The 22,803-nt window shown below is 56.9% G+C and carries 20 protein-coding genes; 15 read left to right on the top strand and 5 right to left on the bottom strand.

The window, feature by feature from the left end; translation table 11 throughout:
- The gene (gene dhaS, locus FD02_RS08555) at positions 1–531 is read right to left on the bottom strand and encodes a dihydroxyacetone kinase transcriptional activator DhaS (protein WP_056951747.1); all 531 of its coding nucleotides are present in this window, start codon (positions 529–531) and stop codon (positions 1–3) included.
- A gap of 108 nt (positions 532–639) precedes the next feature.
- On the opposite strand from dhaS, the gene FD02_RS08550 reads away from it, so the two are divergent.
- The 14 genes from FD02_RS08550 (at position 640) to FD02_RS08485 (ending at position 17,941) form a co-directional block, all read left to right on the top strand.
- Entirely contained in the window at positions 640–2,358 is a 1,719-nt protein-coding gene (locus FD02_RS08550; RefSeq protein WP_056951745.1) for an ABC transporter ATP-binding protein, read from the top strand.
- Complete coding sequence (locus FD02_RS08545; protein WP_056951743.1) at positions 2,355–4,136, top strand: ABC transporter ATP-binding protein; 1,782 nt, start codon at positions 2,355–2,357, stop codon at positions 4,134–4,136. Before FD02_RS08550 ends, FD02_RS08545 begins: the two co-directional genes overlap by 4 nt.
- Positions 4,137–4,313: 177 nt before the next feature.
- A complete protein-coding gene (gene sstT, locus FD02_RS08540; protein ID WP_056951742.1) occupies positions 4,314–5,609 on the top strand; it encodes a serine/threonine transporter SstT in 1,296 nt (431 codons plus the stop codon).
- 123 nt (positions 5,610–5,732) lie between these two features.
- Positions 5,733–7,187 carry an APC family permease gene (locus tag FD02_RS08535; RefSeq protein ID WP_056951740.1) on the top strand — a complete coding sequence of 485 codons (1,455 nt, stop codon included), beginning with the start codon at positions 5,733–5,735 and terminating at the stop codon, positions 7,185–7,187.
- An 83-nt stretch (positions 7,188–7,270) separates the two neighbouring features.
- Positions 7,271–8,614 (top strand): NADP-specific glutamate dehydrogenase, encoded by a 1,344-nt coding sequence (gene gdhA / locus FD02_RS08530; protein WP_056951738.1) that lies wholly within the window; start codon positions 7,271–7,273, stop codon positions 8,612–8,614.
- Between the two features lie 454 nt (positions 8,615–9,068).
- Positions 9,069–9,782, top strand: a complete 714-nt coding sequence (locus FD02_RS08525; RefSeq protein WP_056951736.1) for a WxL domain-containing protein — start codon at positions 9,069–9,071, stop codon at positions 9,780–9,782.
- Between the two features lie 95 nt (positions 9,783–9,877).
- Positions 9,878–10,942, top strand: coding sequence for a WxLIP family cell surface protein (locus tag FD02_RS08520; protein WP_056951734.1), 1,065 nt, complete (start codon positions 9,878–9,880; stop codon positions 10,940–10,942).
- 12 nt (positions 10,943–10,954) lie between these two features.
- A complete protein-coding gene (locus FD02_RS08515; protein WP_054723242.1) occupies positions 10,955–11,293 on the top strand; it encodes an LPXTG cell wall anchor domain-containing protein in 339 nt (112 codons plus the stop codon).
- Entirely contained in the window at positions 11,274–13,226 is a 1,953-nt protein-coding gene (locus FD02_RS11210; RefSeq protein ID WP_156408281.1) for a lectin-like domain-containing protein, read from the top strand. The genes FD02_RS08515 and FD02_RS11210 overlap by 20 nt, the downstream gene beginning before the upstream one ends.
- A 169-nt stretch (positions 13,227–13,395) precedes the next feature.
- On the top strand, positions 13,396–13,596 hold the full coding sequence (locus FD02_RS08505) for a cold-shock protein (RefSeq protein WP_054723239.1): 201 nt from the start codon (positions 13,396–13,398) through the stop codon (positions 13,594–13,596).
- A gap of 338 nt (positions 13,597–13,934) precedes the next feature.
- A complete protein-coding gene (locus FD02_RS08500) occupies positions 13,935–15,134 on the top strand; it encodes a quaternary amine ABC transporter ATP-binding protein (RefSeq protein WP_056951730.1) in 1,200 nt (399 codons plus the stop codon).
- Positions 15,127–15,966 carry an ABC transporter permease gene (locus FD02_RS08495; protein ID WP_054723238.1) on the top strand — a complete coding sequence of 280 codons (840 nt, stop codon included), beginning with the start codon at positions 15,127–15,129 and terminating at the stop codon, positions 15,964–15,966. The genes FD02_RS08500 and FD02_RS08495 overlap by 8 nt, the downstream gene beginning before the upstream one ends.
- A gap of 10 nt (positions 15,967–15,976) precedes the next feature.
- Entirely contained in the window at positions 15,977–16,867 is an 891-nt protein-coding gene (locus FD02_RS08490; protein ID WP_056951728.1) for a glycine betaine ABC transporter substrate-binding protein, read from the top strand.
- Between the two features lie 168 nt (positions 16,868–17,035).
- Entirely contained in the window at positions 17,036–17,941 is a 906-nt protein-coding gene (locus tag FD02_RS08485; RefSeq protein ID WP_056951722.1) for a helix-turn-helix domain-containing protein, read from the top strand.
- Between the two features lie 31 nt (positions 17,942–17,972).
- Here the strand turns inward: FD02_RS08485 and FD02_RS08480 are convergent, their stop codons facing one another.
- From FD02_RS08480 to FD02_RS08465, 4 genes are read right to left on the bottom strand one after another with little or no spacing between them, the layout of a single operon-like run.
- Positions 17,973–18,452, bottom strand: coding sequence for a hypothetical protein (locus tag FD02_RS08480; protein WP_056951711.1), 480 nt, complete (start codon positions 18,450–18,452; stop codon positions 17,973–17,975).
- Complete coding sequence (locus FD02_RS08475; protein ID WP_054723402.1) at positions 18,439–19,239, bottom strand: class A sortase; 801 nt, start codon at positions 19,237–19,239, stop codon at positions 18,439–18,441. Before FD02_RS08475 ends, FD02_RS08480 begins: the two co-directional genes overlap by 14 nt.
- Positions 19,236–20,099, bottom strand: a complete 864-nt coding sequence (locus tag FD02_RS08470) for a class C sortase (RefSeq protein WP_056951703.1) — start codon at positions 20,097–20,099, stop codon at positions 19,236–19,238. Before FD02_RS08470 ends, FD02_RS08475 begins: the two co-directional genes overlap by 4 nt.
- On the bottom strand, positions 20,065–20,946 hold the full coding sequence (locus tag FD02_RS08465; RefSeq protein ID WP_054723405.1) for a class C sortase: 882 nt from the start codon (positions 20,944–20,946) through the stop codon (positions 20,065–20,067). The genes FD02_RS08470 and FD02_RS08465 overlap by 35 nt, the downstream gene beginning before the upstream one ends.
- Before the next feature lie 207 nt (positions 20,947–21,153).
- Between FD02_RS08465 and FD02_RS08460 the strand changes: the two genes are divergently transcribed.
- Positions 21,154–22,767: a SpaH/EbpB family LPXTG-anchored major pilin gene (locus tag FD02_RS08460; protein WP_056951694.1), complete on the top strand. Its 1,614-nt coding sequence runs from the start codon at positions 21,154–21,156 to the stop codon at positions 22,765–22,767.
- The last annotated feature ends 36 nt before the right edge of the window (positions 22,768–22,803 follow it).

Raw genomic sequence — 22,803 nt, 5'->3', positions numbered from 1 at the left:
TCACGGGTGCGGCTGGTCGATGATTTCGGCCAGCGACTTGATCGCATCGGCGCCGATAATTTCATAATCGATGGGGTTCACCGCCGTCAGGTTGCGCATGATGCGGTAGCTAATGCCTAGCACCACCAGCTCGGTCACGTGCCGTTGGCTAGTGGTGTTTTGCGTCCAGCTCGTGGCATAATGCTGCACCAAATCCTGCAGGTGCGCGGCAAATAAATCCACCAAGTCGACTTCCTGCTGGTCGCGCATGACGCTGGCGTAAAAGGGCCGCTGGGCGTCGAGCTCGAACATGGTCAGCTGCACGATTTCGCGCCACGGCAGGTAACCGAAGTTGGCCTCGATGGTTTCGCCGAGAGAATCGGCGACGAACCACACCAGCAGCTCGTATTTATCTTGAAAGTAATCATAAAACGTTTGGCGTCGCATGCAGGCCAGATCCATGATGGTGGTGACCGACGTGTGGGTGAAGTCGCGTTGGATCACCGCGGTGTGAAACGCCGTGGCGATTTTTTTCCGCGTGATGTAATCCATCTGCGCCCTCCTTTGTGTCCTTAGTCATTCTATCAAAGTCCACGCGATTGCGTTCAGCCATTCTTTTCGGTAAGCTGAAAATAATTACGTTTATGATCGGAGCCCCAAATGAAATTATTGAAACCCTACCTGGCGCGCTTCAAAGGCGACGTGTGGTGGGCCATTGTGTCCGTGGCGGTGGTGGCCTTTGCCACCTTGTGGCAGCCGCGCGTCTTGCAGCAAATCATGACCGCTATTATCGCCAATGATAAAGCGACCGTGTTTCGCCTCGGCTTGTGGCTGGTGGCGCTTGGCGTCATCGGCATCGGCGCCGGCGTCATCAACACGGTGTATTCGGCGCGCATCGCCTTAAACGTCGCCACCAACCTGCGCGCCGACGTCTACCGCCACGTGCAAACCTTCGCCTACGCCGACGTCGAGCAGTTCTCGCCGTCTAACTTGGTCGTGCGCATGACCAACGACATCAACCAGATTCAGCAAGTCTTGATGGCCGTGTTCCAGCAGGTGACGCGCATTCCGCTGCTGTTTTTCGGGGCCTTGGTGCTGGCCTTGGTGACCATTCCCAGCCTGTGGTGGATCATCTTGGTGATGATGGCGGCCATCATCGGCGTCAGCTGGTTTGCCTTCCAGAAAATGGGCAAGCTGTTTGGCCGCACCCAGAAGCTGGTGGAGCGGGTGAACACCATCGCCCGGGAGAACCTGATGGGCATTCGGGTGGTCAAGTCCTTCGTGCAAGAAGATAACCAGATCAAGACCTTCGCCAAGGCCTCCGACGCCATGCGCGACGTCAACACGAAAATCGGCGACTTGTTTGCCATTTTAATGCCGGCGTTTTTCTTGGCGTGCAACCTGGCCATCGGCGTCTCGGTGTTCCTGATTGGCCGCAACATCACCGCGCACCCGGCGTACCTGGCGGCGATTAGTTCCTACACGAGCTACCTGTTCCAAATCATGTTTGCCGTCATCAATGCCGGCTTCATGACCACCTTCGCCGCCCGCGCGATGATTTCCATCGGCCGGCTCGAAACGGTGATGACTCACGCGCCGAGCATGCACTTCGTCGCCGGGCCGAGCCAGCCGGTGGGCGGCAGCATCGCCTTCGACCACGTCAGCTTCACCTATCCCGGCGACGACCAGCCGACCTTGCGCGACATCAGCTTCACCGTGCCGGCCGGTGCCCAGGTGGGCATCGTCGGCGCCACCGGGTCGGGCAAAACGACGCTGGCCCAGCTGATTCCGCGGCTGTTCGACCCCGACACCGGCACCGTGACGCTGGGGGGCGTGGACCTGCGCGAGCTCAGCCAGGCGACGATTCGCGACACCGTCAGCTTCGTCTTGCAGCGCAGCACGCTGTTTTCCGGCACCATCGCGGCCAACCTCCGCCAGGCGCAACCAAGCGCCGCCTTGCCGCAAATGGAGCGCGCCGCGGGCATCGCCCAGGCCGCCGAGTTCATCGAGCGGCTGCCGGAGCGCTACGACGCGCCGGTGGAGGAGCGCTCCGCCAATTTCTCCGGCGGGCAAAAACAGCGTCTCGCCATCACCCGCGGCGTCATCGCTGAGCCGAAGGTGTTGATCCTCGACGACGCCACCAGCGCCTTAGATGCCCGCAGCGAAAAGCTGGTGCAAGAGGCGCTGGGTAAGCACCTGGCGCACACCACCACGGTGATCATCGCCGAAAAGATCAGCTCGATCATCCACGCCGACGAGATTCTCGTGCTGGCAGACGGTCGCCTGGTCGGCCACGGCACCCACCGCGAGCTCGTCGCCAATAACCCGACGTATCAGGAAATCTACCGCACGCAAAAGGCGAAGGAGGCGGCGCAATGACAGACTTGAAGAATGCCGGCCGCTACTACGCCCATTACTTGCGCCGCTACTGGCTGGGGATGCTGGTGGCCATGGTGCTGATTAGCATCTCGACGTGGTGTATCGTCGTAGCGCCGACTTACCTGGGCCGCGCCATTGAGGAACTCACCACTTATCTGCAGCACTGGGCTAACCCCGCCACCCGCGGGCAGGCTAGCTTCGCCCAATTCGACCGCACGATCATCATTTACATCCTATTGTATTTCGGCGACGCCAGCACCATCCTGTTCGCTTCGCTGATTCTGGCGCGGGTGGCAAGTTTTTCCACCGGCACGATGCGCGTCGGGCTGTTTCGCAAGATGCAACGCATGCAGGTGCAATACTTCGACCAGCACAGCGACGGCGACATCTTGGCGCGGTATACGTCAGACCTCGACAATATTTTTAACGCGATGAACCAGGCGTTGTTGGAATTGTTCCTGGCCATCGCCCAATTCGTCGGCATCTTGTTGATGATGTTCAACCAAAACGTGCAGCTGGCGTGGGTGACGATGGCCTCGACACCGGTGGCGCTGGTGATTGCCGGCTGGGTGATTCACCAGGCCAGCGTCAGCGTCAACGCCCAACAAGACGACATCGGCCGGCTGAACGGCTACATCAACGAGCAGGTCACCGGCCAAAAGGTGATCATCACCAACGGCTTGCAGGCGGATTCGATTCGCGGGTTCGATGCGTTAAACGCCAAGTGGCGGCAAACCGCTTTGCGTGGCCAGATTTGGTCCGGGGTGTTGAACCCCTTGATGGGCGGCATGTCGCTGTTAAATACCGCCATCGTGATCTTCTTCGGCTCGTGGCTGGCGGTGTCCGGTAGCATGAGCCAAGGCGCCGCGTTGGCCTTGGTTGTTGTCTTCGTCAATTACGCGCAGCAGTATTACCAGCCCTTGATTTCCTTCACCAGTCTGTACAGCATGATTCAACTGGCGATTACCGGCGCGCGGCGCATCGACGAAGTACGCAACCAACCTGACGAAATTTCGCCGCAACCCGGCTTGCCGCTGACGCAAATTCACGACGCCATTCAGCTTAACGACGTCCACTTCAGCTACCTGCCGGGCAAGGAGATCCTGCACGGCGTGGACATCACCGTGCACACCGGCGAAATGGTCGCCTTGGTCGGCCCCACCGGCTCCGGCAAAACGACGGTGATGAACCTGCTGAATCGCTTCTACGATGTGGACGCCGGCAGCGTGACCTTTGATGGCACCGACATTCGCGACTTCGCCTTGCCGGCTTTGCGCGCGCATGTCGGCATCGTGTTGCAGGACCCGCAGCTGTTTTCCGGCACCATCGCCGATAATATTCGCTTCGGCGACCCCGAGGCGGACATGACCGCGGTGATTGCCGCAGCCAAACAGGCCAACATCCACGACTTCATCGCCAGCCTGCCGGCAGGTTACGACACGCCGGTTTCAGATGAACAGTCGGTGTTCTCCGCCGGGCAAAAGCAGTTGATGTCGATTGCCCGCACGATTCTCACCAATCCGAAGCTGTTGATTCTCGATGAAGCCACCAGCAACGTCGATACCGTGACCGAGGCCAAGATTCAAGCGGCGATGGATAACGTCATCCAAGGCCGCACCAGCTTCGTCATTGCGCACCGCCTGAAGACCATTTTGAACGCCGATAAAATCGTCGTCCTGCAGGCGGGTAAGATCATCGAGCAAGGCACGCATGACGAGCTGTTGGCGGAAAATGGCTTTTACGCCGAGTTGTATCACAATCAAATGGTGTTTGAGTAAGGCACAGTCGGCGTAAGCCGGCTGCTTTTTTGCGTCAAGGGAACCCACCTTTTGCCAAAAACTGAATCTATGTTCAAAAAGGGTAGACACGTGTCTACGTGAAGCGTACAATAACTTCATTCACTAATCGTGTACGCCTGTCTGCGGACGGTGCACAACTTGGTAGGAGGAATTCCCATGTTTGCCAAATATAAGAAAGTCTCGTTGATTCTGCGCATCTTGATTGGCCTACTCGTCGGCGCAGCGCTGGCCGTCGTCGTCCCGAGCTGGTCGGTGATCGGCATCCTCGGCACACTGTTTGTCGGCGCGCTGAAGGGCATCGCGCCGGTGATGGTCTTTTTCCTGATTATGTCCGCGATTTCTGCTTACCAACAAGGCGCCAAGAATCACTTCGGCTCCGTGATCGTTATGTACCTCGGGGCGACCCTGTTATCGGCCTTTGCCGCTGTCGTTGCCTCGTTCCTATTCAAGGTGCACCTCGTCTTGCCGAAAAGCGTTCATGTCGCCGCTGCTGCGCCGAAGAGTTTAACCAAAGTCATCAGCGATTTGCTGACGAACGCGGTGGGCAACCCGTTAGCGGCCATCGTAAACGCGAATTACCTGTCGATTCTGTTTTGGGCGTTGATGATTGGGTTCGCGCTCCGCCTCACCAGCCCGGCCACGCGCAAGGTCATCACGGAAATCTCTGGGGCCATCACCAGTGTCGCCCAGCTCGTCATCGAGTTTGCGCCGTTCGGGATCACCGGGTTGATTTACACGACGATTAGCGAAACCGGCTTTGCCGGCATCGCCCATTACGGGCAGCTGGTGTTGCTGCTAGTGGGGACGATGGCCTTCGTCTACCTGGTCGTTTACCCGTTGATGGTGTGGGCGATGACGCACCAGAATCCATACCCGCTGACGTTCTGGACGCTGAAGGTGTCCGGCATCCCGGCCTTTTTCACCCGCAGTAGCGCCGTGAACATTCCCATTAACCTGCAAGCTTGCCGTGACCTCGGGTTGAACGAGGAATCCTATTCCGTGTCGATTCCGTTAGGGGGCTCCGCCAATTCCGGCGGTGCAGCGATTACCGTGACCGTGATGACGCTGGCCGCCGCCTACACGATGGGGATTCATGTGTCCTTCATCTTGGCCTTCATTCTGTGCTTCCTGACGGCCTTGGCCGCCACCGGGGCGTCTGGGATCGCCGGTGGTTCGCTGTTGATCATTCCAATGGCCGCCAGCCTGTTTGGCATCAGCAATGACATCGCCATGCAAGTCGTCGGCATCGGCTTCATCATCGGCGTCATTCAAGATTCCGTGGAAACCGCGGTGAACTCGGCGTCGGACCTCTTGTTCACAGCCACTGCCGAATACCGCGACGCGCGGCGCAGCGGGCACCCCGTTGACATTGCTGCCGCGGTGCGAGCCGCCACGGGCAAACCGGCGAAAGTCGCTAAGGCCGCGAGCCAAACCATCGAAGTGAGCGATTAACCTCAGCTTGATTCCTCTGCCTCTTAACGGAGGCGGGGGAATTTTTTTGCGGGCACTCGGTCTAGTGCAGACGGCGGGGAATGTGCTAAGCTAGATCGAGTGATTTTTTAAGGAGGACATTTTATGCCCGCATTTTGGCGCCGCATGACCCGCAAGGAAGACCCTAGCGTATATGAAGACAAGGACTCGCACCTCCCGCGTGTGCTCACTGTCAAGGACTTCTTGGCGCTGGGCGTGGGGACCATCGTGTCGACGACGATTTTTACTTTGCCCGGGGTCGTGGCCGCCGACCATGCCGGCCCGGCTGTTGCGTTATCCTGCTTGCTGGCGGCGGTGGTAGCGGGGCTCGTCGCCTTCGCCTATGCGGAAATGGCGGCGGCGATGCCGTTTGCCGGGTCCGCGTATTCCTGGATCAACGTCATCTTCGGTGAGGTCTTCGGTTGGATCGCTGGCTGGGCGCTGCTCGCCGAGTATTTTATTGCCGTGGCCTTCGTCGCCTCGGGGCTGTCGGCCAACTTCCGCGGGCTGTTGGCCAGTTTCGGTGCAGTGTTACCGAACGCCTTAGCCAACCCGCTAGGCACCAACGGCGGCATTGTCGACATCGTGGCGGTGATTGCCGTGGTGCTCGTGGCCTTTCTGTTGTCGCGCGGCGTGTCCGATGCGGATCGGGTGGAAAACGTCTTGGTCGTACTCAAGGTCATCGCGATTCTGGCCTTTGTGGCAATCGGCCTCACCGCCATCCACCCGGCCAACTACCACCCGTTCATTCCCGCGTATCACGTGCGCGCAGACGGCACGGCATTCGGCGGCTGGCAAGGTATCTACGCCGGCGTGTCGATGATTTTTCTGGCCTACATCGGCTTTGATTCCATTGCCGCCAACTCTGCTGAGGCCAAGGACCCGGAGAAAACCATGCCGCGGGGGATCATCGGCTCGCTGATCATCGCCGTGTTGCTGTTCATGGCCGTGGCGTTGGTGCTGGTGGGGATGTTCAAGTACACGCACTATACCGACAACGCCGAGCCAGTCGGCTGGGCGTTGCGCCACGCCGGCCATCCCGTCGCGGCCACGGTGATTCAAGGCGTCGCCGTGGTCGGCATGTTCACCGCACTGATTGGCATGATGATGGCGGGCTCGCGTCTGTTGTATAGCTTCGGGCGCGACGGCATGTTGCCGCGGTACCTCGGCAAACTCAGTACGACGCAGCACCTGCCGAACCACGCATTGTGGACGTTGACGGTCGTCGGCGTAGTCATCGGTGCGCTGTTTCCGTTCAAGTTTCTCGCCCAGCTGATTTCCGCCGGCACCTTAATTGCGTTTATGTTTGTCGCGTTGGGGATTTATCGCCTGCGCCAACGCGAAGGTAAGGACATCGCCGACCCCGCGTTTAAGATGCCGTGGTACCCGGTGCTGCCGGCGCTGGCGTTTCTCGGCGCGCTCGGCGTGTTCCTCGGCCTCGACATCCAAGCGAAGGTGTACTCCGGCATTTGGTTCCTGATTGGACTGGTCGTGTACTTGACCTATGGCATCCGCCACTCGGCCCTGAATCAGCCCAAGTCGAATGTCATGAAAAAATAATAAGAATATTTACTGAAATCTCATCATCTCGTGAAAGCGTGTGCTAAACTGTCTACAGATTAAAATAAAGGATAGGTGAACACATGACAAAAGCGACTGATTACATTGCTGACGTGGCCGCCACCGTGGCCGCACGTGATCCGCATCAACCCGAGTTCCAAGAGGCGGTCACGAACTTCTTGCGCACCATCACGCCCGTGTTTGAGCAACACCCTGAGTACATTGCGGCTAACGTCTTGGCTCGCCTCGTCGAGCCCGACCGCGCCATTCAGTTCCAGGTGCCGTGGCAAGACGATCACGGCACCATGCAGGTCAATCGCGGTTTTCGCGTGCAGTTCAACTCTGCCATCGGCCCGTACAAAGGCGGCTTGCGCCTGCATCCCAGCGTCAACTTGTCGATTGTGAAGTTCCTAGGCTTCGAGCAGGTCTTCAAGAACTCGCTGACCGGCTTGCCGATCGGTGGGGGCAAGGGCGGTGCGGATTTTAACCCCAAGGGCAAATCCGACGCCGAGATCATGCGCTTTTGTCAAAGCTTCATGACCGAGCTGCAGAAGCACATCGGCTTGGACCTCGACGTGCCGGCCGGGGACATCGGCGTCGGCGGCCGCGAGATTGGCTATCTTTATGGCCAATACAAGCGGCTGCACGGGGCCGAGCGGGGTATCCTTACTGGTAAGGGCCTAAGTTACGGTGGCTCGCTGGCCCGCACCGAGGCCACCGGTTACGGCTTGATCTATTACACCCAGGCCATGCTGGAAGACAACGGCGACACGCTGAAGGACAAAACTGTCGTCGTTTCCGGCGCTGGTAACGTCGCGATTTACGCCATCGAAAAGGCGCAGGAATATGGGGCCAAGGTGATCACGGCTTCAGATTCCAATGGTTACGTCATCGACCCGGATGGCATCGATGTCGCGACGTTGAAGGACGTCAAGGAAGTGCGGCGCGCGCGGATGACCGAATACGCGACGGCGCGGCCAAATGCCGAGTACCATGAAGGCTCGGTGTGGGACGCCGAATTGACCTATGACGTCGCCTTGCCTTGCGCGACGCAAAACGAAATCGACGCCGCACAGGCCAAGCGGCTCGTGGCTGCCGGCGTCAAAGCCGTGGCCGAAGGGGCTAACATGCCGTCGACGCCGGAAGCGATTGCCGAGTACCAAAGCAACGGCGTTTACTATGGCCCGGCCAAAGCGGCCAATGCCGGCGGCGTAGCGGTTTCCGCGCTGGAAATGAGCCAGAATTCCCGCCGGTTAAGCGACAGTTTCGCCACGGTGGATGGCCAGCTGAAGTCAATCATGGAAACATTATTTGCCAATTCCGTCGCCGCGGCGAAGGAATATGGTGTGGCCGGAGACTACCTCGCCGGCGCTAACATCGCCGGCTTCACGAAGGTGGCGGATGCGATGACCGCGCAAGGCTGGTAAACCAATTCAAGAGACACCAGGTATCGTCGGCAAATGATTGCCGGCGATATTTTTGTGCCGTGAAAGTGATGAAACCTTTAAATTTTTCCTCTGAACAGATTGAGTTATTTTGTCAAAATAATTCCTAATTTCAAATTCGACGGAAAAATTATACCCACACTTTCCGGAACTGTATGTACCCCCATAATTTTTGCAAAAGTCGCGTCACGTTGCGGCCATTTTTGGTCGTGCTGACTTACCCACCAAAATTGTCATCAAGCTGGGCTAGACCGGGAACGAGGAGGAGAAACAAATATTCGATAAAAACACACTAAATATCATGAATATGTATTAATAACCATTATTATTTAGTGGTTGACGACCCACCTATTCCCCCTTATATTTAACTTGTTAAATAGCTCTCGCCGACAAGTCGTTGCGACCAGGCGGCGAACAAACTTTAGGAGGATTTCTTATGAAGAAGACTTTAATTGCTAGTGCAGCCGCATTGGCGTTGGCTGCAGCCGCAGCAATTGCGCCGGCCGCAGTGTCTGCTGCGACGCCCGATGGCTCCGCCCAAGGGACAACGACCGCTGAGTTTAAGGTAGAAGCTGGGGATGGTAAGGACAATCCTGGCGGTGATAACGGTAGTGGTGAAAATGCCAACCTGTGGCTGGTTAAAGCACCTGATTTGTTATTCACAAATGCTACTGTCGCTGACATCATTTCTGGCACGACAGTGCACTATCAGAGCGGTGCTACCGATACCAAAACTGGTGATGCGGCAGAGAACCAAGATGGAGCTTTGCAAATTACTGACCTTCGTGGTACCGGTGCTGGCTGGACGCTGACTGCGAGCGTCAACCAGCCAACTCTGGGTGACAGTAAGCTTGATGGGACACTGCACTTAGCTTTCAAAGACGCAAAGAGTGACTTTGTTGGGACCACAAATGACGATGGCACACCAGATCTTCCTGCAACCGCTGCGCCACAAACGGCTACATTGTCCACGAAAGGCACTACCGCCACAGTTTGGACGGCCGCGGCGAAGTCTGGTCAAGGGGATAACACCGCAACGGTCGACCCTGACAAGACTACGTTTGATATTTTTGCCAATCCTGGTGTGACTGCCGGCACTTATGACGCCACGGTAACTTGGACGCTGGGCAGCACGGTAACGCCTAACTAAGTATTTTAAGGATGCTGTCCGGTCTCGATGGCATCGATAACTAGCGATCGCGGGGCCGCTCCCTTCGGTCGCTTTTGTCGTAAGAAAGGATCATTATGACGCGAATTAAGATTTGGCTGGTCGGCGCGCTCGCGTTGCTCGGTCTCGGTTTTGCCAACAATACACCCGTTCACGCCGCAGACGGCGCGCAGTATACGGTGAGCCCGGTCATTCCGGACAACCAGCGCACCAGCGTGTCGAGCTATTTTGACTTGGTGGTGAAGCCGGGGACGACGCAAAACCTCACGTTAGCTATCGTCAATAAAACCGGTGTTACGCGCCACTTGACCCTTGATCTCACGACGGCCTGGTCGCAACCCAATGGCCAAATCGGCTACACGCCGAATGGACCAAAGGATAGCAGCGCGGAATACCGGCTGAGCGACCTCGGGCCAAAAACGCAAACCATCACGTTGTCACCCAATGAAACGAAGCGGGTGTCGACGCCCATCAAGATTCCGCAATCTGGCTTCAAAGGGGTCTTGTTGGGTGGGTTGTACATGTACGACCAGAAAAAAACGAACGGCGGCACCAAGTCCGGCGTCAAGTTGAAGAACCGGTTCGCGACATTGGTTGGGGTGCAGCTCCAAACCAAGACGGGTGCGTTTAACGAGATTAAGCCCAACTTGAAGCTAGCCGGCGTGAGCGCGGGCATTCAAACCGGCCAACCCGGCGTGATTGCCACCGTGCAGAACCCGATGCCGACGTACTGGGGCAAGATGAAGTGGCGGGCGCGCGTTTACCGTCGTGACAGCAAGAAGGTCATCATGCGTCGCACGACGACGAATTACGCCGTGGCGCCAAGTTCGCATCTGGACTTCGGCATTTTGCAAAAAAAGGCCTTGGATCCGGGCGACTACACACTGGACTTGCTGATCACCGGACCGCATGGCCGCTGGCACTTCAAGCGCAATTTCTCGATTCTCACCGAGCAGGCCAACCAGATTAACAAGAAATTGGGGCTGAAGCGGTCGTTCACGTTACCATGGTGGGCTTGGCTTCTGATTGGGTTGGCCCTGGCAGGCTTGATTTGGCTAATCATTTTTCTCTGGAAACGCCGTCGTCGGGATGACGACGAGGAGCCAACCACCCGGCGTGGCCGGCATCAGCATCAACGGTAAGGAGGGGGCAACATGAAATTTAGTAAAGTTGGGATTGCCCTAGCGGGGGTTGCCGTTTTACTTGCCGTGCCGGTCGTACCGGTAGCGGCAAGCGAGTCTGCGACCGGCTCGACCATCGCTGAATTCAAGGTGACTGGCAAGCGGCCAAAACCTGAGCCGACTGTGTTGCCACCGCGGCGACCGGCGGGAGACCGGCTGCCTGGCACGCAAGGCGTGGTGCCGCGACATCTGCCGCAGACTGGCGACCAAGGAAATGCTTGGTGGTCACTGGCCGGAATTGCGGTGATGGTTGGGATGAGTTGGGTCGCTTGGCGGCGAAAGGAGGACAGCGATGAAGAAGCATCAGCATAAAGTACTTACGCGTACGCTTGTCGTCGCTGCCATGTTCAGTCTGGCCACACTGGTTCAGCCTTTGGTGGCCACGTCGGCAGAGGCTCAAGTCACCTGGCCGACCGGCAGTGAGATTCCGGAGCCAATCGATCAGGAAACTGGGTTGCCAGCTTACGTGCCTTTTGATCAGGTACTTACGACCGCCGGAATTCCAGGCACGTCAAGTGAGCTGTTGACCAACAGCAACGGGAATAACGTCGGCACCAAAGTTACGAAGGACATTAAACAATCAGGATCGATTTGGAGTGTAGATACGCTTAACCTGAAAAATAGTTTCCACGCCAAGATGAATCTTTATTTTGGTAACGAAACTGATCCAGCCGATGGCATGGCGTTTGCCTTAACTGGATCAAAAATTAAACAGGTTTATGGTAATGGTGGGTCACTCGGGGTCTGGACAACTGACATTAGAGACGGTAAAACTTCACTACCCCAGAGTTTTGTCGTGACATTCGATACTTATCGTAACGGGGATTCGTGGGATAAGAATGTTTCATATCCCACGACCCACGGTGGGCAATATGTTGGATGGGGCTTTCCTTCCCAGTTTCGTACTCAATACGACCATAGCACGGCTGCTTCTCCAGCACCCACAACACCTAAGATCATCTGGAATAATTCTGCACAAGATGGTGGTATTAGTGATGCTGTCACGAATGGTTTCTCAGATGCAGGTTTAGGTGGCAATATGGCCTTAGCCGCTGATCAAAGTATGACCGATGGTAAATGGCATTCCTTCACGGTCGATTGGGTGGCTAACAGTAGCCATGATGGCGGGGGCCAACTCACATTTAGTTTTGAAGCTGCCAGTGGTAGCGTCCTGACCAAAACCCTAACCTGGACGGCCGCAGATGTCACAAAAGCGTTTGGTGGCCCCAACGTCTACTGGGGCTTCACCGGGGCGACCGGGGACAACAAAGAGCAGGGCGTCGTCGTCTTCGAAAGCATCCCAGGGTTAGTCGATGCCAACTTGGCCACCAAGGTCACCGATCCGGACGGCAAGGCGACCGGGGCCAGCGTGTATCAAGGGGCCACGTTAAATCAGAGTTATACATTGACCTATGATGGGTCAGGTAGTAAGCAAAGCTTCCCGACTCCTGGGAATAATGGCGCTGGGACGCTTGATGTTCAGTTGCAAACTGGTAGTAATTACGGCTTCATCGTTGATGATCAAGGCCAAATCGATGTCACCGTTAAATATTCAGATGGCACTACGCAGCATGTTAAGGGGGAGCACGTGACTGATCCAGTGACTACACCGACTCTGGCTGGCAAGCTGGTTACCGTTGCAAACCGCGTCAAATTGTCTGGGCTGAAAGGCTTCGATAAGGCCAAAGGTGATGGGCAGAAGATGACGATAACCGCACCGATTGTGGCAACGACGCTTGGTGCTGCCGATGCCTCTGCTAACGCGGGGGTCATCGTCGGGAATAACGCCCAGTACAAAGGTGAGGTAAGTGTTCCTGCCGTCATCCCTAATCCGGTAGAAATGACGCCCCCTTACTTCAATTTTGGGACGTTAAGCGTCGGCCAAATCACTCAAGGCGTGAAGGGGCTGCCCGGAAAACTAACAGATGAGAGTGGCGCGACAAATACCACTGGTATCTATACCAAATTCCCGTTAGGTAAAGACTATCAGCTCACTGCCGCGGTGCAGTCGTTTAACTTAGGAACCGGCTATACGCCGGGCAGCGCAACAATTAACTTCACGTACAATGGCAAGCCGTACCATCTAGCTGATAATGGCACAGCCCAGTCTTTGTTCCGCAACCCGCCGACGGTACCAAACAGCAAGGTGACTGATGTATCGTTGGATCTCGCAGCGTACCCGCAGATCAAGGCTAACCAGAAGTACACGGCCAACATCGATTGGACGCTAGCTGTCGGGCCTTGACGCCACCAGATAAACCGTTCACAAATAAATTAGGCATCTGGAGCGAACCGTGGTATACTGACCTTAACGTAATTTATGAACTGAAAACTATTTTGTTTCGCATGATGGATTTTTCTTTTCAGAGATTACCAGTTGATTGTCACTATGTTTTTGAAAAGGAGATTCACACATGCAACAAGGTACTGTTAAATGGTTTAACGCTGATAAAGGTTTCGGCTTCATCACTGGTGAAGACGGCAACGACGTATTCGTTCACTTCTCCGCCATCCAAGGCGACGGCTTCAAGACCCTCGATGAAGGCCAAGCTGTTTCCTACGACGTTGAACAAAGCGACCGCGGCCCTCAGGCTGCTAATGTAACGAAGCTTTAATTCGTTGCTAGTCGCGAAAAGCCCCGCTTCGGCGGGGCTTTTTGTTTGCCTTTAAACGCCTCACGTGACTGCCAGTGGCGAACACTTTCGCGAGATAATGAGAAAACTGCCACGCCGTTTTCACCAGAATGAGACTAAACCAATTTTGCTGATCGTGTCGGCGCCACCTGCCAGGCAGCCCACGCCACATGCCTAGTTGCCGGTAATCGGGCATTTTGATTTGGCGGTCAACCCGGCTGCGAAATAATGAGAGGCTGGACCACCAAGTTTGTAAATTTCAGAAAAGGCGCGTAACATTAATTCCGTTGTTTACAAATCGAGAACTCTAGGAGGAGCCTATGCCTACCAAAGTAGAGGTCAAAGCACTGACAAAAATCTTCGGCAAGCGCGTGAAAGCCGCACAGGAAATGCTGAAGCAAGGCCACACCAAGGCCGAGATTCTAGCGGCCACCGGGGCGACGGTGGGGGTCGACCGCGCCAACTTCCAAGTCGAAGAAGGCGAAATTTTCGTCATCATGGGGTTGTCCGGTTCGGGCAAGTCGACGACGATTCGCATGCTCAACCGGCTGATCAACCCGACCAGCGGCAGCGTGCTAATCGACGGCGAAGACATTGCCAAAATGGATAAGGCCCAATTGCAAGCGGTCCGTCGGCAGAAAATGAGCATGGTGTTCCAAAGCTTCGCCTTGTTGCCTAACCGCACCGTTCAACAAAACGTCGAGTTCGGCTTGGAGATTCAAGGCGTCGATAAGGCCACCCGCGCCAAGCAGGCCCTTGATGCGCTCGGCCTGGTTGGGTTGACCGATTACGCCGACCAGCATCCGGATCAGTTGTCCGGCGGGATGCAGCAGCGCGTTGGCTTAGCCCGCGCGTTTGCGAACGACCCGGAAGTCTTATTGATGGACGAGGCGTTTTCTGCGCTGGATCCGCTGAACCGCCGCGACATGCAAGACGAGTTGTTGGACCTTCAGGAAAACCTGCACAAAACCATCATCTTCATCTCCCATGACCTGAACGAGGCGCTGCACATCGGCGACCACATCATGATCATGAAGGACGGCGAGGTCGTGCAAATCGGCACGCCTGAAGAAATCCTGAGCGCGCCGGCGGATGATTACGTCGAGCGCTTCATCGAAGGCGTCGACCGGTCACAGGTTTATACCGCTGGCAACGTTATGGTGCGTCCAACCACCGTCAACATCCAAAAGGGTGGGCCGCGCTTGGCTGCCCGGCGCATGCGTGAGAACGAAATTAGTAGCGTCTACGCGGTCGATAACGCCCGGCACCTCCTGGGTATCATCGACGCCAAAGACGTGCGTCAGGCCATCGCTAGTGGCTCTGAGGACATCCGCCCGCTGGTCCAAGACATTGTGCCGACCACCCATGTCGACACCCCCTTGGCCGATTTGATGGATGCTGTGTCGAGTACGCCGGTGCCGTACGCCGTGGTCGACGACGACAATCGCCTACTGGGTATTATCATCCGCGGTGCCGTGCTCGGTGCCTTGTCAGGAAACGAGGTGAACGTGAATGTTTAATCTACCAAAACTCCCCTTAGCCGATTGGATCGACGCCTTGGTCAACTGGCTGGGCCATTTTGAAGGCTTCTTTTACGCCGTAACCAACTTCTTAGGCGCTATCGTCAATGCCTTTCAGTGGGTGTTTGACGCCTTGCCGATTCCGGTGTTCATGGTGATTGTCATTGCCGGCACCTGGTGGCTGACGCGCAACACGCACCGCTATGGCCTGTTGGTGTTTGAATTCATCGGCCTATTGTACATTTGGAACCAAGGCTACTGGCGTGACATGACCCAGACGCTGACGTTGGTCTTGACCGCCAGCTTGTTGGCAATCATCATCGGCATTCCGCTCGGGCTGTGGGCCGCCACCAGCAAGCCCGTGGCAACGGTGGTGAAGCCCTTGATGGACTTCATGCAAACCATGCCCGCCTTTGTTTACCTGATTCCCGCCGTGGCGTTTTTCGGCATCGGCATGGTGCCCGGCGTCGTGGCGTCTGTGATCTTCGCGATGCCACCAACCGTGCGCATGACGCAACTGGGGATTCAGCAGGTGCCAAGCGAATTGATTGAAGCCGCTGACAGCTTCGGTGCCACCGGCTGGCAGCGCCTCGTTAAGGTGCAGCTGCCCGGGGCGCTACCGACCATCATGGCCGGCGTGAACCAAAGCATGATGCTGGCATTGTCGATGGTCGTCATCGCCTCGATGATTGGCGCGATGGGGCTAGGCACCCAGGTGTATTTTGCCGTCGGGCGTAACGAAGCCGGCAGCGGGTTCGCCGCCGGGTTAGCCATCGTCATCTTGGCGATTATTCTCGACCGGGTGACCCAGGCGTTGAACCACCGCAAGTAAGGAGGGGCCCATGCGCAAAATAAAATTTCTATTGCTGACGGCAGTGGCCTTGGTGCTCACCGCCTGCAGAACGCGCCCGGCCGCTTACCTGGCCAACCAGCCGTTGGGGCCGCAAATCAATTACACGATCACCGGCATCGACGCCGGCGCCGGGGTGATGAGTAGCACCACCAAGGCGCTTGCCGCGTATGACTTAACGAAGGGCAAGTGGCAGCTGCAAACGAGTTCGACAGCGGCGATGACCTCGACGCTGGGCAAGGCCATCAAGCACAAGCAGCCCATCGTCGTGACCGGCTGGCAGCCACATTGGATGTTTACCAAGTATCACCTGAAGTTCTTGAAGGATCCTAAGAACGTCTACGGCCATGCCGAAAGCATCCACACCATCGCGCGCCTTGGGCTGAAACAGGCCAAGCCGCAAGCCTATACCGTGCTTGATCGCTTCCACTGGACGCCCAAGGACATGTCGGCGGTGATGCTGCAGGTCAATAACGGCGTCGACCCGAAGCAAGCGGCCAAGCAGTGGCTACGCCAGCATCCGGCCAGCCTCAAGACTTGGACCAAGGGTGTTGCCAAGGCGCATGGCCAGCTGACGCTGACCTATGTGGCGTGGGATTCCGAAATTGCCTCGACCAATGTCGTGGCCGAAGCCCTGCGGCAGGTCGGCTACGATGTGTCGATTCGGCCGATGGAGATTCAGCCGCTGTGGGCATCCGTCGCCACCGGGGCGGCAGACGCCATGGTGTGCGCCTGGCTGCCGAACACCAGCGGCAAGTATTACGCCGACTACAAGGGCAAGTTCACCGATCTCGGCGAGAACCTCAAAGGGGCGCGAGTCGGGCTGGCCGTACCGACGTATATGAAAAAGATTAACAGCATCAACGATTTATTAACAAAATAGTCATGGGCTTGCCATTCCTTCATCATCAAATGTGAGGAATGGCATTTTGTTTGCCCTTGGCGCGCAAGGCCGCACAAAAGATGAGGACAGAAGTGACCTGTTCCCGTTTTATGTCGAAGTTTATCGCTACAATAAAGTTATTCTGGCATAATTGGGGGAACGTTGGGCATGACGGGAATTGATGCAGAGCTCAAGGCAATTGGCGAATATCTAGATTCTGTGCGCCAGGCCAAACATATTAGTCGTGCTCAGCTGGCTCGCCACCTCGGCTGGTCCGAGAAGACGCTGCAACGCATCGCGCTGGGCGATGTCGACATGAAGCTGAGCCAATTTCTCAGCATCATGAGCTACCTGAACGTCACGTTGCACGATGTGGTGAGCCATTCCAGCATGCCGCTGCCGTCTGCGGCGGTGATGGAAACGCTGTGCCTGCGCGCCGGCGCGCAGCACGATGATGTCGCCTTAGCCCAGCTGCAACATCAACTCGAGGCCTATTTCAACCAGTATCATCTGCCGTGGGCGCATCACTACGCGCTATTTTGCCAGTTGATGCTGGCGGAGCTGGCTCACGATGACGCCAAGGCCACCCGCATCGCCCGGTTGTTGTTCTCGCAGTACGTCGACTATGATCGCTTGACCACCGGCGATTTTCGCATGGTGACGCGGGTGGTCGGCTACATTCCCTATGATCAGCTGCGCGTCTTGTTCTCGCGGGTGCTGAGTCCGGCCGGGGATGCCGGCTGGTCGAATACCACCGCGCAGGCCGAGGCCGTGCTCGACACGTTTTACGTCAGCCTGCTCGATAGCGCCGTGGCCACCGGCAAGGCCAGCGCGGTGCGCGAGGTTACGACCTTGATTCGCAACCGCGTCGTGCTTGGCAGCAATTACTACTTCCGGATGTACAAAAGGATTTGCGATGGCATCGAGTTGGTGCTCGACGGCCATACGGGTGAGGGTGAGCATTTGTTGGAACAGGTGCTCACCGCCGCCGGGGTGTTCATTCCCGCGCGGGTGCTCGACAATGACGCGCAAGGCTTGCGCAAACTCTTCACCGAATTGGCCAACGTCCACTAGGTGGGCAAAATAAAAGCGAGACTGAAATTTTTCAGTCTCGCTTTTTCATGCGCGGAATGCGGGCCGGAATGCCATATTCGCGTTCGGCGCGCCGCCGCGCCGCGGCGGCTTCGACCAGCGACGGGTAGTGACGATTCAACACCAGCTGTCCGTGAATCATCAGCCGCGCCAGCCAGCGGTCGGCCTGCGCGTCCCAGCTGACGCCGGTGACGCCGGAGCGATTCCGGGCGCTGACGTGTTGGGGGATATTGCGATTGATGCTGGCGGTGATTGGCGCGTTCATTTTCGCCACGGTTTCAGGCTGCTGCAAGAGGCGCTGGCGCGAGCGCTCGCGCCGCAAGCAGCCACAGGAGCGCACATTGCCACGCCGCAGCCGGTAGCCATCGGTGACGATCACATTACCGCAATCGCACTGACATTGCCACAAGGCGTTGCCGTTAGCGGCATGGCCGACTTGATGAAGCGCCACCAGCCGGCCAAAGCGTTGATTGGTGAGATCAAAGGTTTTCATGATGTTCCTCCTGAAGTTGGCGATACCGGCGCGAACCGAGGTACAAGAGGCCGCTGAAGCACAGCAACACGGCGAGGTTAAACCATGGCGTCAGCAATACGGGCACCAGCGGCGCGAGGCGTTGGGTGAGGCGATGCGGCGCAGCTGGGGTGGCTACGTAAGGCGTGACGGCGGTTTTGCGCGCAATAATCACGCGGCGGAAGTTCGTGCCGACGTCGCCTTCGCAGCGAATCAGCGTCAACCGGTCCTCCTTGGTTTGCTTCAGCACCGCGACCTCGGTGGCCTTGACCACGCGGTTATACACCACGCGGTAGTGGTAGGTGTGCACGAAATCGGTTTGAGTAATGGCCGCCCCGTGTTGCAAGTGGGCCGTGCGCGTCAGCAACAAGTTGGCCGCCGCAAGGTTATGCGCGGCGTAGACGTTGTTGCCGTCGCCCATGGTCCGGCTGGGAAAATAGCGCGCCACGCCAAGCGACAACGTGGTGTTGGTCATCGTGCCGAAAATCGTCAACTCGATGTGTTGACTCGGCACGCGCAACAGGCCAATCCCGTGTTGGCGCTGCGTGGCGATGGCTTGGCGCTTGGCGGTGGCCAGCGCCTGCACCGTGGTGTCTCGAATCTTGGCGGGGTGGCCGGCAGGACGCTGGGCATTGGCTTGCGCGTGGGTGCGCCAGTCGCCGGCGGTGCTGATGTTGGTGGTCACGGCGATGTAGCCGGTGCCGGCGAGCACGGCGATGACGACGACAAACAAGCAAGCCGGCCAAAAGGCGCGCAGAAAAGTTTTCATGCTTCAGCCTCCTGGGCGCGGCGCTTGGCCTGGCGGTCCTTGTGCCAGCGCCACAGCCACCACAACACGACGATGATCAACAACAGAATCATGGCGTACAGCCACAGGTTAAACAGGCTGAAAATTGCCCGTGGGTGCGTCTTGGTCGCCGCGGCGGCCTTCAAGGAAATCCGTTTGCCGTAGATCAACAGCCGGTGGTCGTTGATGCCAATGGGCGTGCAGGTCATGAGAATGGCGTGGTTACCGTTGTCCTTCACGTAAAAATGCTGCACGGCGTCAGGCTTAGCCGGATCGATGACGACGCGCTTGGTCATTTTGTAGGCTAAGCGGTGCGCGAAGACGTCGAGGTAGAAGACGTCGCCCGGCTTCATGTAGCGAATGTTGTCGAAAAAGATCCGGTTGGCCATCCCGGTGTGGCCGGTGACGCTACTGGTGACCCGGTGGCCCGGCGCCGGCAGGGACGTGAAGGGCATGACGCCGGTGCCTTTAGCGAGCACCTCATCGGAGTCGCCGAAGTAAATCGGCATGACGTTGAGGCTGATGCTGGGAATGGTGATATTGCCGATGGGAATGCGTTGATCCTTGACGATCGTTTGAATCGTCGCCTTGGGGTAGGGGATGCGGCGGTGGTGCTGCTCGGCGTCGCGGTTGGCGTTGTATTGGCGAATCAAGGCGTCGCGTTTTTCATCGGCCGGGTACAGGTGCTTGCGGTAGGTCCGCGCCAGTTGCATCTCGTGTTGGGTCTGCAGGTGGTCGTACACCAACGGCGCCAACAGGAAAATCGCGCCGATCACCAGCAAGGTGCCAAACACCCACTTCAGCACATTAGCGTGAGAGGTCTTCTTCTTCGCGTGGGTCATAACGCTTGACTCCTTTCGGGTGCCGGTAGCGCCACTCGGTAGCGGCAAACCAAATCAGGAACACCAGCATCAACGCCGACACGGCATACAGCCACAGGTTCAGCGGCGAAAACGTCGCGCGCGGGCGCGTTGGCGTCAGCTTGGCGGTCTTGATCGGCACGCGCTTACCGAACACCAACAGCCGGTGGGAGTTGATGAAAATCGGCGTGCAGGTCAACAACACTGCCCGGTCTTTCCCGGGTTGCACATTGACGACGGCAGTGGCGTGCGGTTTGGCGGGATCCACCACGATGGTTTTGTAAACGCGGTAGGCAATCTCTGCTTGGCCCAACGTGGTGAAGTAGAACACGTCGCCTTTCTTCAGGTAGCGGATGTTGTCGAAGATCACGCGGTTGGCCAGGCCCGTGTGCCCAGAAACGACGGCCAGCGAATTCTTGCCGCCAATCGGTAGGCTGGTGCCGGTCATGGTGCCGGTGCCTTTAGCGAGGACTTGATCGGAATCGCCGTAGTAAATCGGGGTGCTGGCCAAGTTGATGGCGGGCACGCGGACAAACCCGATTGGCTTGCTGAGCTGACGTTGCACCTGGGTCATTTGCTGGTGATAGGGCAAAGCCTGATGCCGTTGGTGGGCAAAGATGTCGGCGTTGTAACGGCGCGCGGCCTTGATCGCGGCGCTGGCGTGCGGGGCGCGGGCGTATTGCCTGGCCAAGGTGAGCTCGCGGTGTTGCACCGACTGGCTGTAAACAATGGGGGCAATCAATAGAATCGCGCCAATGGTGAACAACGTGAGAAATAAATGATAGCGGCGCCGATAGTGCCGCAAGCGAGTGCGTGAGCGAGTGCGCATGATCAGCCCCACCTTTCCTGATTCATCAAGATGATACTAGCATGAGTTAACGACTCATAAGGGGACACTTCTGGCCAGGTCAAAAGTGTCCCCTTTTCCGCGGGCTTGTATCTTTGATGTTAAGTTAGACTTGTGTCGATGTTCACGTTGGAGTCCGGAGCCGACAGAACACGCAAAATTTTGGACTGATTCGAGGAGGAATCGCAAATGAATAAAGCAAAATTAGGGCATGTGATTGGGGTGTGCGGCCTCGCCCTCGGTGCACTTGGCGCCGTGGCCACACCAGCCTTTACCCGGTCCACGCCTAGCAGTGTGACTGCCAGCACGGTCGAAGATGATACGACGATGCGTAGCATCACCTTACACAAGTACGCTGGTACACCGGCGACGAGTGGCGACAACTCGAAGGTGCCAGATGCATCGGATGTCCCAACCGGCGCGAAGGCATTAGGCGGCATTAGTTTTAAGATCACCAAGGTCGCCAAGGTGGCCGGCAAGACACTTAGCGCCAGTGATACTTCTTCTTATACGACGGATGCCAGCTTCGCTGCCCAAACGGTTACGACCGATGATAAAGGGACGGCCAAAGCCGACCTCGGTGCCGGGACAACCGGCGATGGTTATTACCTCGTTGTCGAGCAACCAAGTGACGCGGTGAAGACGGCTGCGGCGCCATTCATCGTGCACGTGCCGCTGACCACGACGGATGCCAGCACGAACACACAGACGCTGACCTATGACGTTAATATCTTCCCGAAGAACGAAATCGACGAAGCTAACCTGCAATTAAACCCAACCAAGACCTTGTTCGATGACGGCAAAGAAGTGACTGCCGATAGTGTGAAGACGGGTTCGACAGTTTATTGGGATATGACCATCAACCGGCCAGCCGATATCCACGGGTCGGGTGTCGAAACTGAAGGTACCACCGAAACGTCAGCTCCGGATAAAGATGGCAACACCGTGACGACCACAACGACGAAGTGGAAGACATACGCCAGTGAATTGAACATGGTCGATGTGCTGGACACGACGAAGATGGGCGATGCCAAGATTACCAAAGTTGTGATTTCCTCGCCAAGTACCAGTGATCCGACGAAGATGGTGTCAGTACCGTTGACCGAGGACACCGATTACAAGGTGACAACCGAGGAAGACACCACGAACAAGACGAACACCGTGACTGTTTCATTAACGGCTGCCGGGATTGCCAAGTTTGCGGCCGCCGACAAGGGTAGCAAGTTGGTTGCCACCTTGAGCACGACGGTGAATGCCCAAAAAGACGCCGAAGTTTCCAACACGTTCAAGACGAATTACAAAGGGACGATTACCCCAGATCAGACACAAACTCAAACGACAGTGCCTGACCAAAAGCCAACTGTTTACTTTGGTAATATCGACGCCGATAAGACCGATGAAGATGGTAAGGCTGTGCCAGATGCCGTCTTCACGCTGTACAGTGATGCCGACGCCAAGACGCCTGTTACTGATAAAGATGGGAACACGCTGACGGCCAAGTCCGATGCCAATGGTAAAGTTGAATTTACCGGCTTGGAAGTTGACCCCGACACCAAGACTCAAAAGTACTACCTGGTCGAAACCGACGCGCCTGCCGGTTACGATGTGGATGGGAAGATTCATGAAGTGACCGCAACGCAAGATTCGACCCCGGATGTGACCGTCGTCGATCACGACAACATGCTGCCGAACCTGCCACTGACTGGTTCGCAAGCACGGATTCTGTTCTATGCCATGACCACTGGGCTGATTGTGGTTGGCGCCGCCGGTGTTTACATCATCAAGCGTCGGCAAAACGCCTAATTGATTCAAGGACAAGGCTTCGGTCTTGCCTCAGAG

It is taken from the genome of Lacticaseibacillus nasuensis JCM 17158, from assembly GCF_001434705.1.
Lineage (GTDB): Bacteria > Bacillota > Bacilli > Lactobacillales > Lactobacillaceae > Lacticaseibacillus > Lacticaseibacillus nasuensis.
This window is presented reverse-complemented; position numbering and strand designations above follow the sequence as displayed.

Excerpts from the sequence above, each read along its gene's own strand:
- FD02_RS08505 (WP_054723239.1), top strand. The coding sequence starts at position 13,396 with ATGCAACAAGGTACTGTTAAATGGTTTAACGCTGATAAAGGTTTCGGC.
- FD02_RS11210 (WP_156408281.1), top strand. The coding sequence starts at position 11,274 with ATGAAGAAGCATCAGCATAAAGTACTTACGCGTACGCTTGTCGTCGCT.
- gdhA (WP_056951738.1), top strand. The coding sequence starts at position 7,271 with ATGACAAAAGCGACTGATTACATTGCTGACGTGGCCGCCACCGTGGCC.
- FD02_RS08515 (WP_054723242.1), top strand. The coding sequence starts at position 10,955 with ATGAAATTTAGTAAAGTTGGGATTGCCCTAGCGGGGGTTGCCGTTTTA.
- FD02_RS08460 (WP_056951694.1), top strand. The coding sequence starts at position 21,154 with ATGAATAAAGCAAAATTAGGGCATGTGATTGGGGTGTGCGGCCTCGCC.
- FD02_RS08520 (WP_056951734.1), top strand. The coding sequence starts at position 9,878 with ATGACGCGAATTAAGATTTGGCTGGTCGGCGCGCTCGCGTTGCTCGGT.
- dhaS (WP_056951747.1), bottom strand. The coding sequence starts at position 531 with ATGGATTACATCACGCGGAAAAAAATCGCCACGGCGTTTCACACCGCG.
- FD02_RS08465 (WP_054723405.1), bottom strand. The coding sequence starts at position 20,946 with ATGCGCACTCGCTCACGCACTCGCTTGCGGCACTATCGGCGCCGCTAT.
- FD02_RS08470 (WP_056951703.1), bottom strand. The coding sequence starts at position 20,099 with ATGACCCACGCGAAGAAGAAGACCTCTCACGCTAATGTGCTGAAGTGG.
- FD02_RS08550 (WP_056951745.1), top strand. The coding sequence starts at position 640 with ATGAAATTATTGAAACCCTACCTGGCGCGCTTCAAAGGCGACGTGTGG.
- FD02_RS08475 (WP_054723402.1), bottom strand. The coding sequence starts at position 19,239 with ATGAAAACTTTTCTGCGCGCCTTTTGGCCGGCTTGCTTGTTTGTCGTC.
- sstT (WP_056951742.1), top strand. The coding sequence starts at position 4,314 with ATGTTTGCCAAATATAAGAAAGTCTCGTTGATTCTGCGCATCTTGATT.
- FD02_RS08495 (WP_054723238.1), top strand. The coding sequence starts at position 15,127 with ATGTTTAATCTACCAAAACTCCCCTTAGCCGATTGGATCGACGCCTTG.
- FD02_RS08545 (WP_056951743.1), top strand. The coding sequence starts at position 2,355 with ATGACAGACTTGAAGAATGCCGGCCGCTACTACGCCCATTACTTGCGC.
- FD02_RS08535 (WP_056951740.1), top strand. The coding sequence starts at position 5,733 with ATGCCCGCATTTTGGCGCCGCATGACCCGCAAGGAAGACCCTAGCGTA.
- FD02_RS08500 (WP_056951730.1), top strand. The coding sequence starts at position 13,935 with ATGCCTACCAAAGTAGAGGTCAAAGCACTGACAAAAATCTTCGGCAAG.
- FD02_RS08480 (WP_056951711.1), bottom strand. The coding sequence starts at position 18,452 with ATGAAAACCTTTGATCTCACCAATCAACGCTTTGGCCGGCTGGTGGCG.
- FD02_RS08525 (WP_056951736.1), top strand. The coding sequence starts at position 9,069 with ATGAAGAAGACTTTAATTGCTAGTGCAGCCGCATTGGCGTTGGCTGCA.
- FD02_RS08485 (WP_056951722.1), top strand. The coding sequence starts at position 17,036 with ATGACGGGAATTGATGCAGAGCTCAAGGCAATTGGCGAATATCTAGAT.
- FD02_RS08490 (WP_056951728.1), top strand. The coding sequence starts at position 15,977 with ATGCGCAAAATAAAATTTCTATTGCTGACGGCAGTGGCCTTGGTGCTC.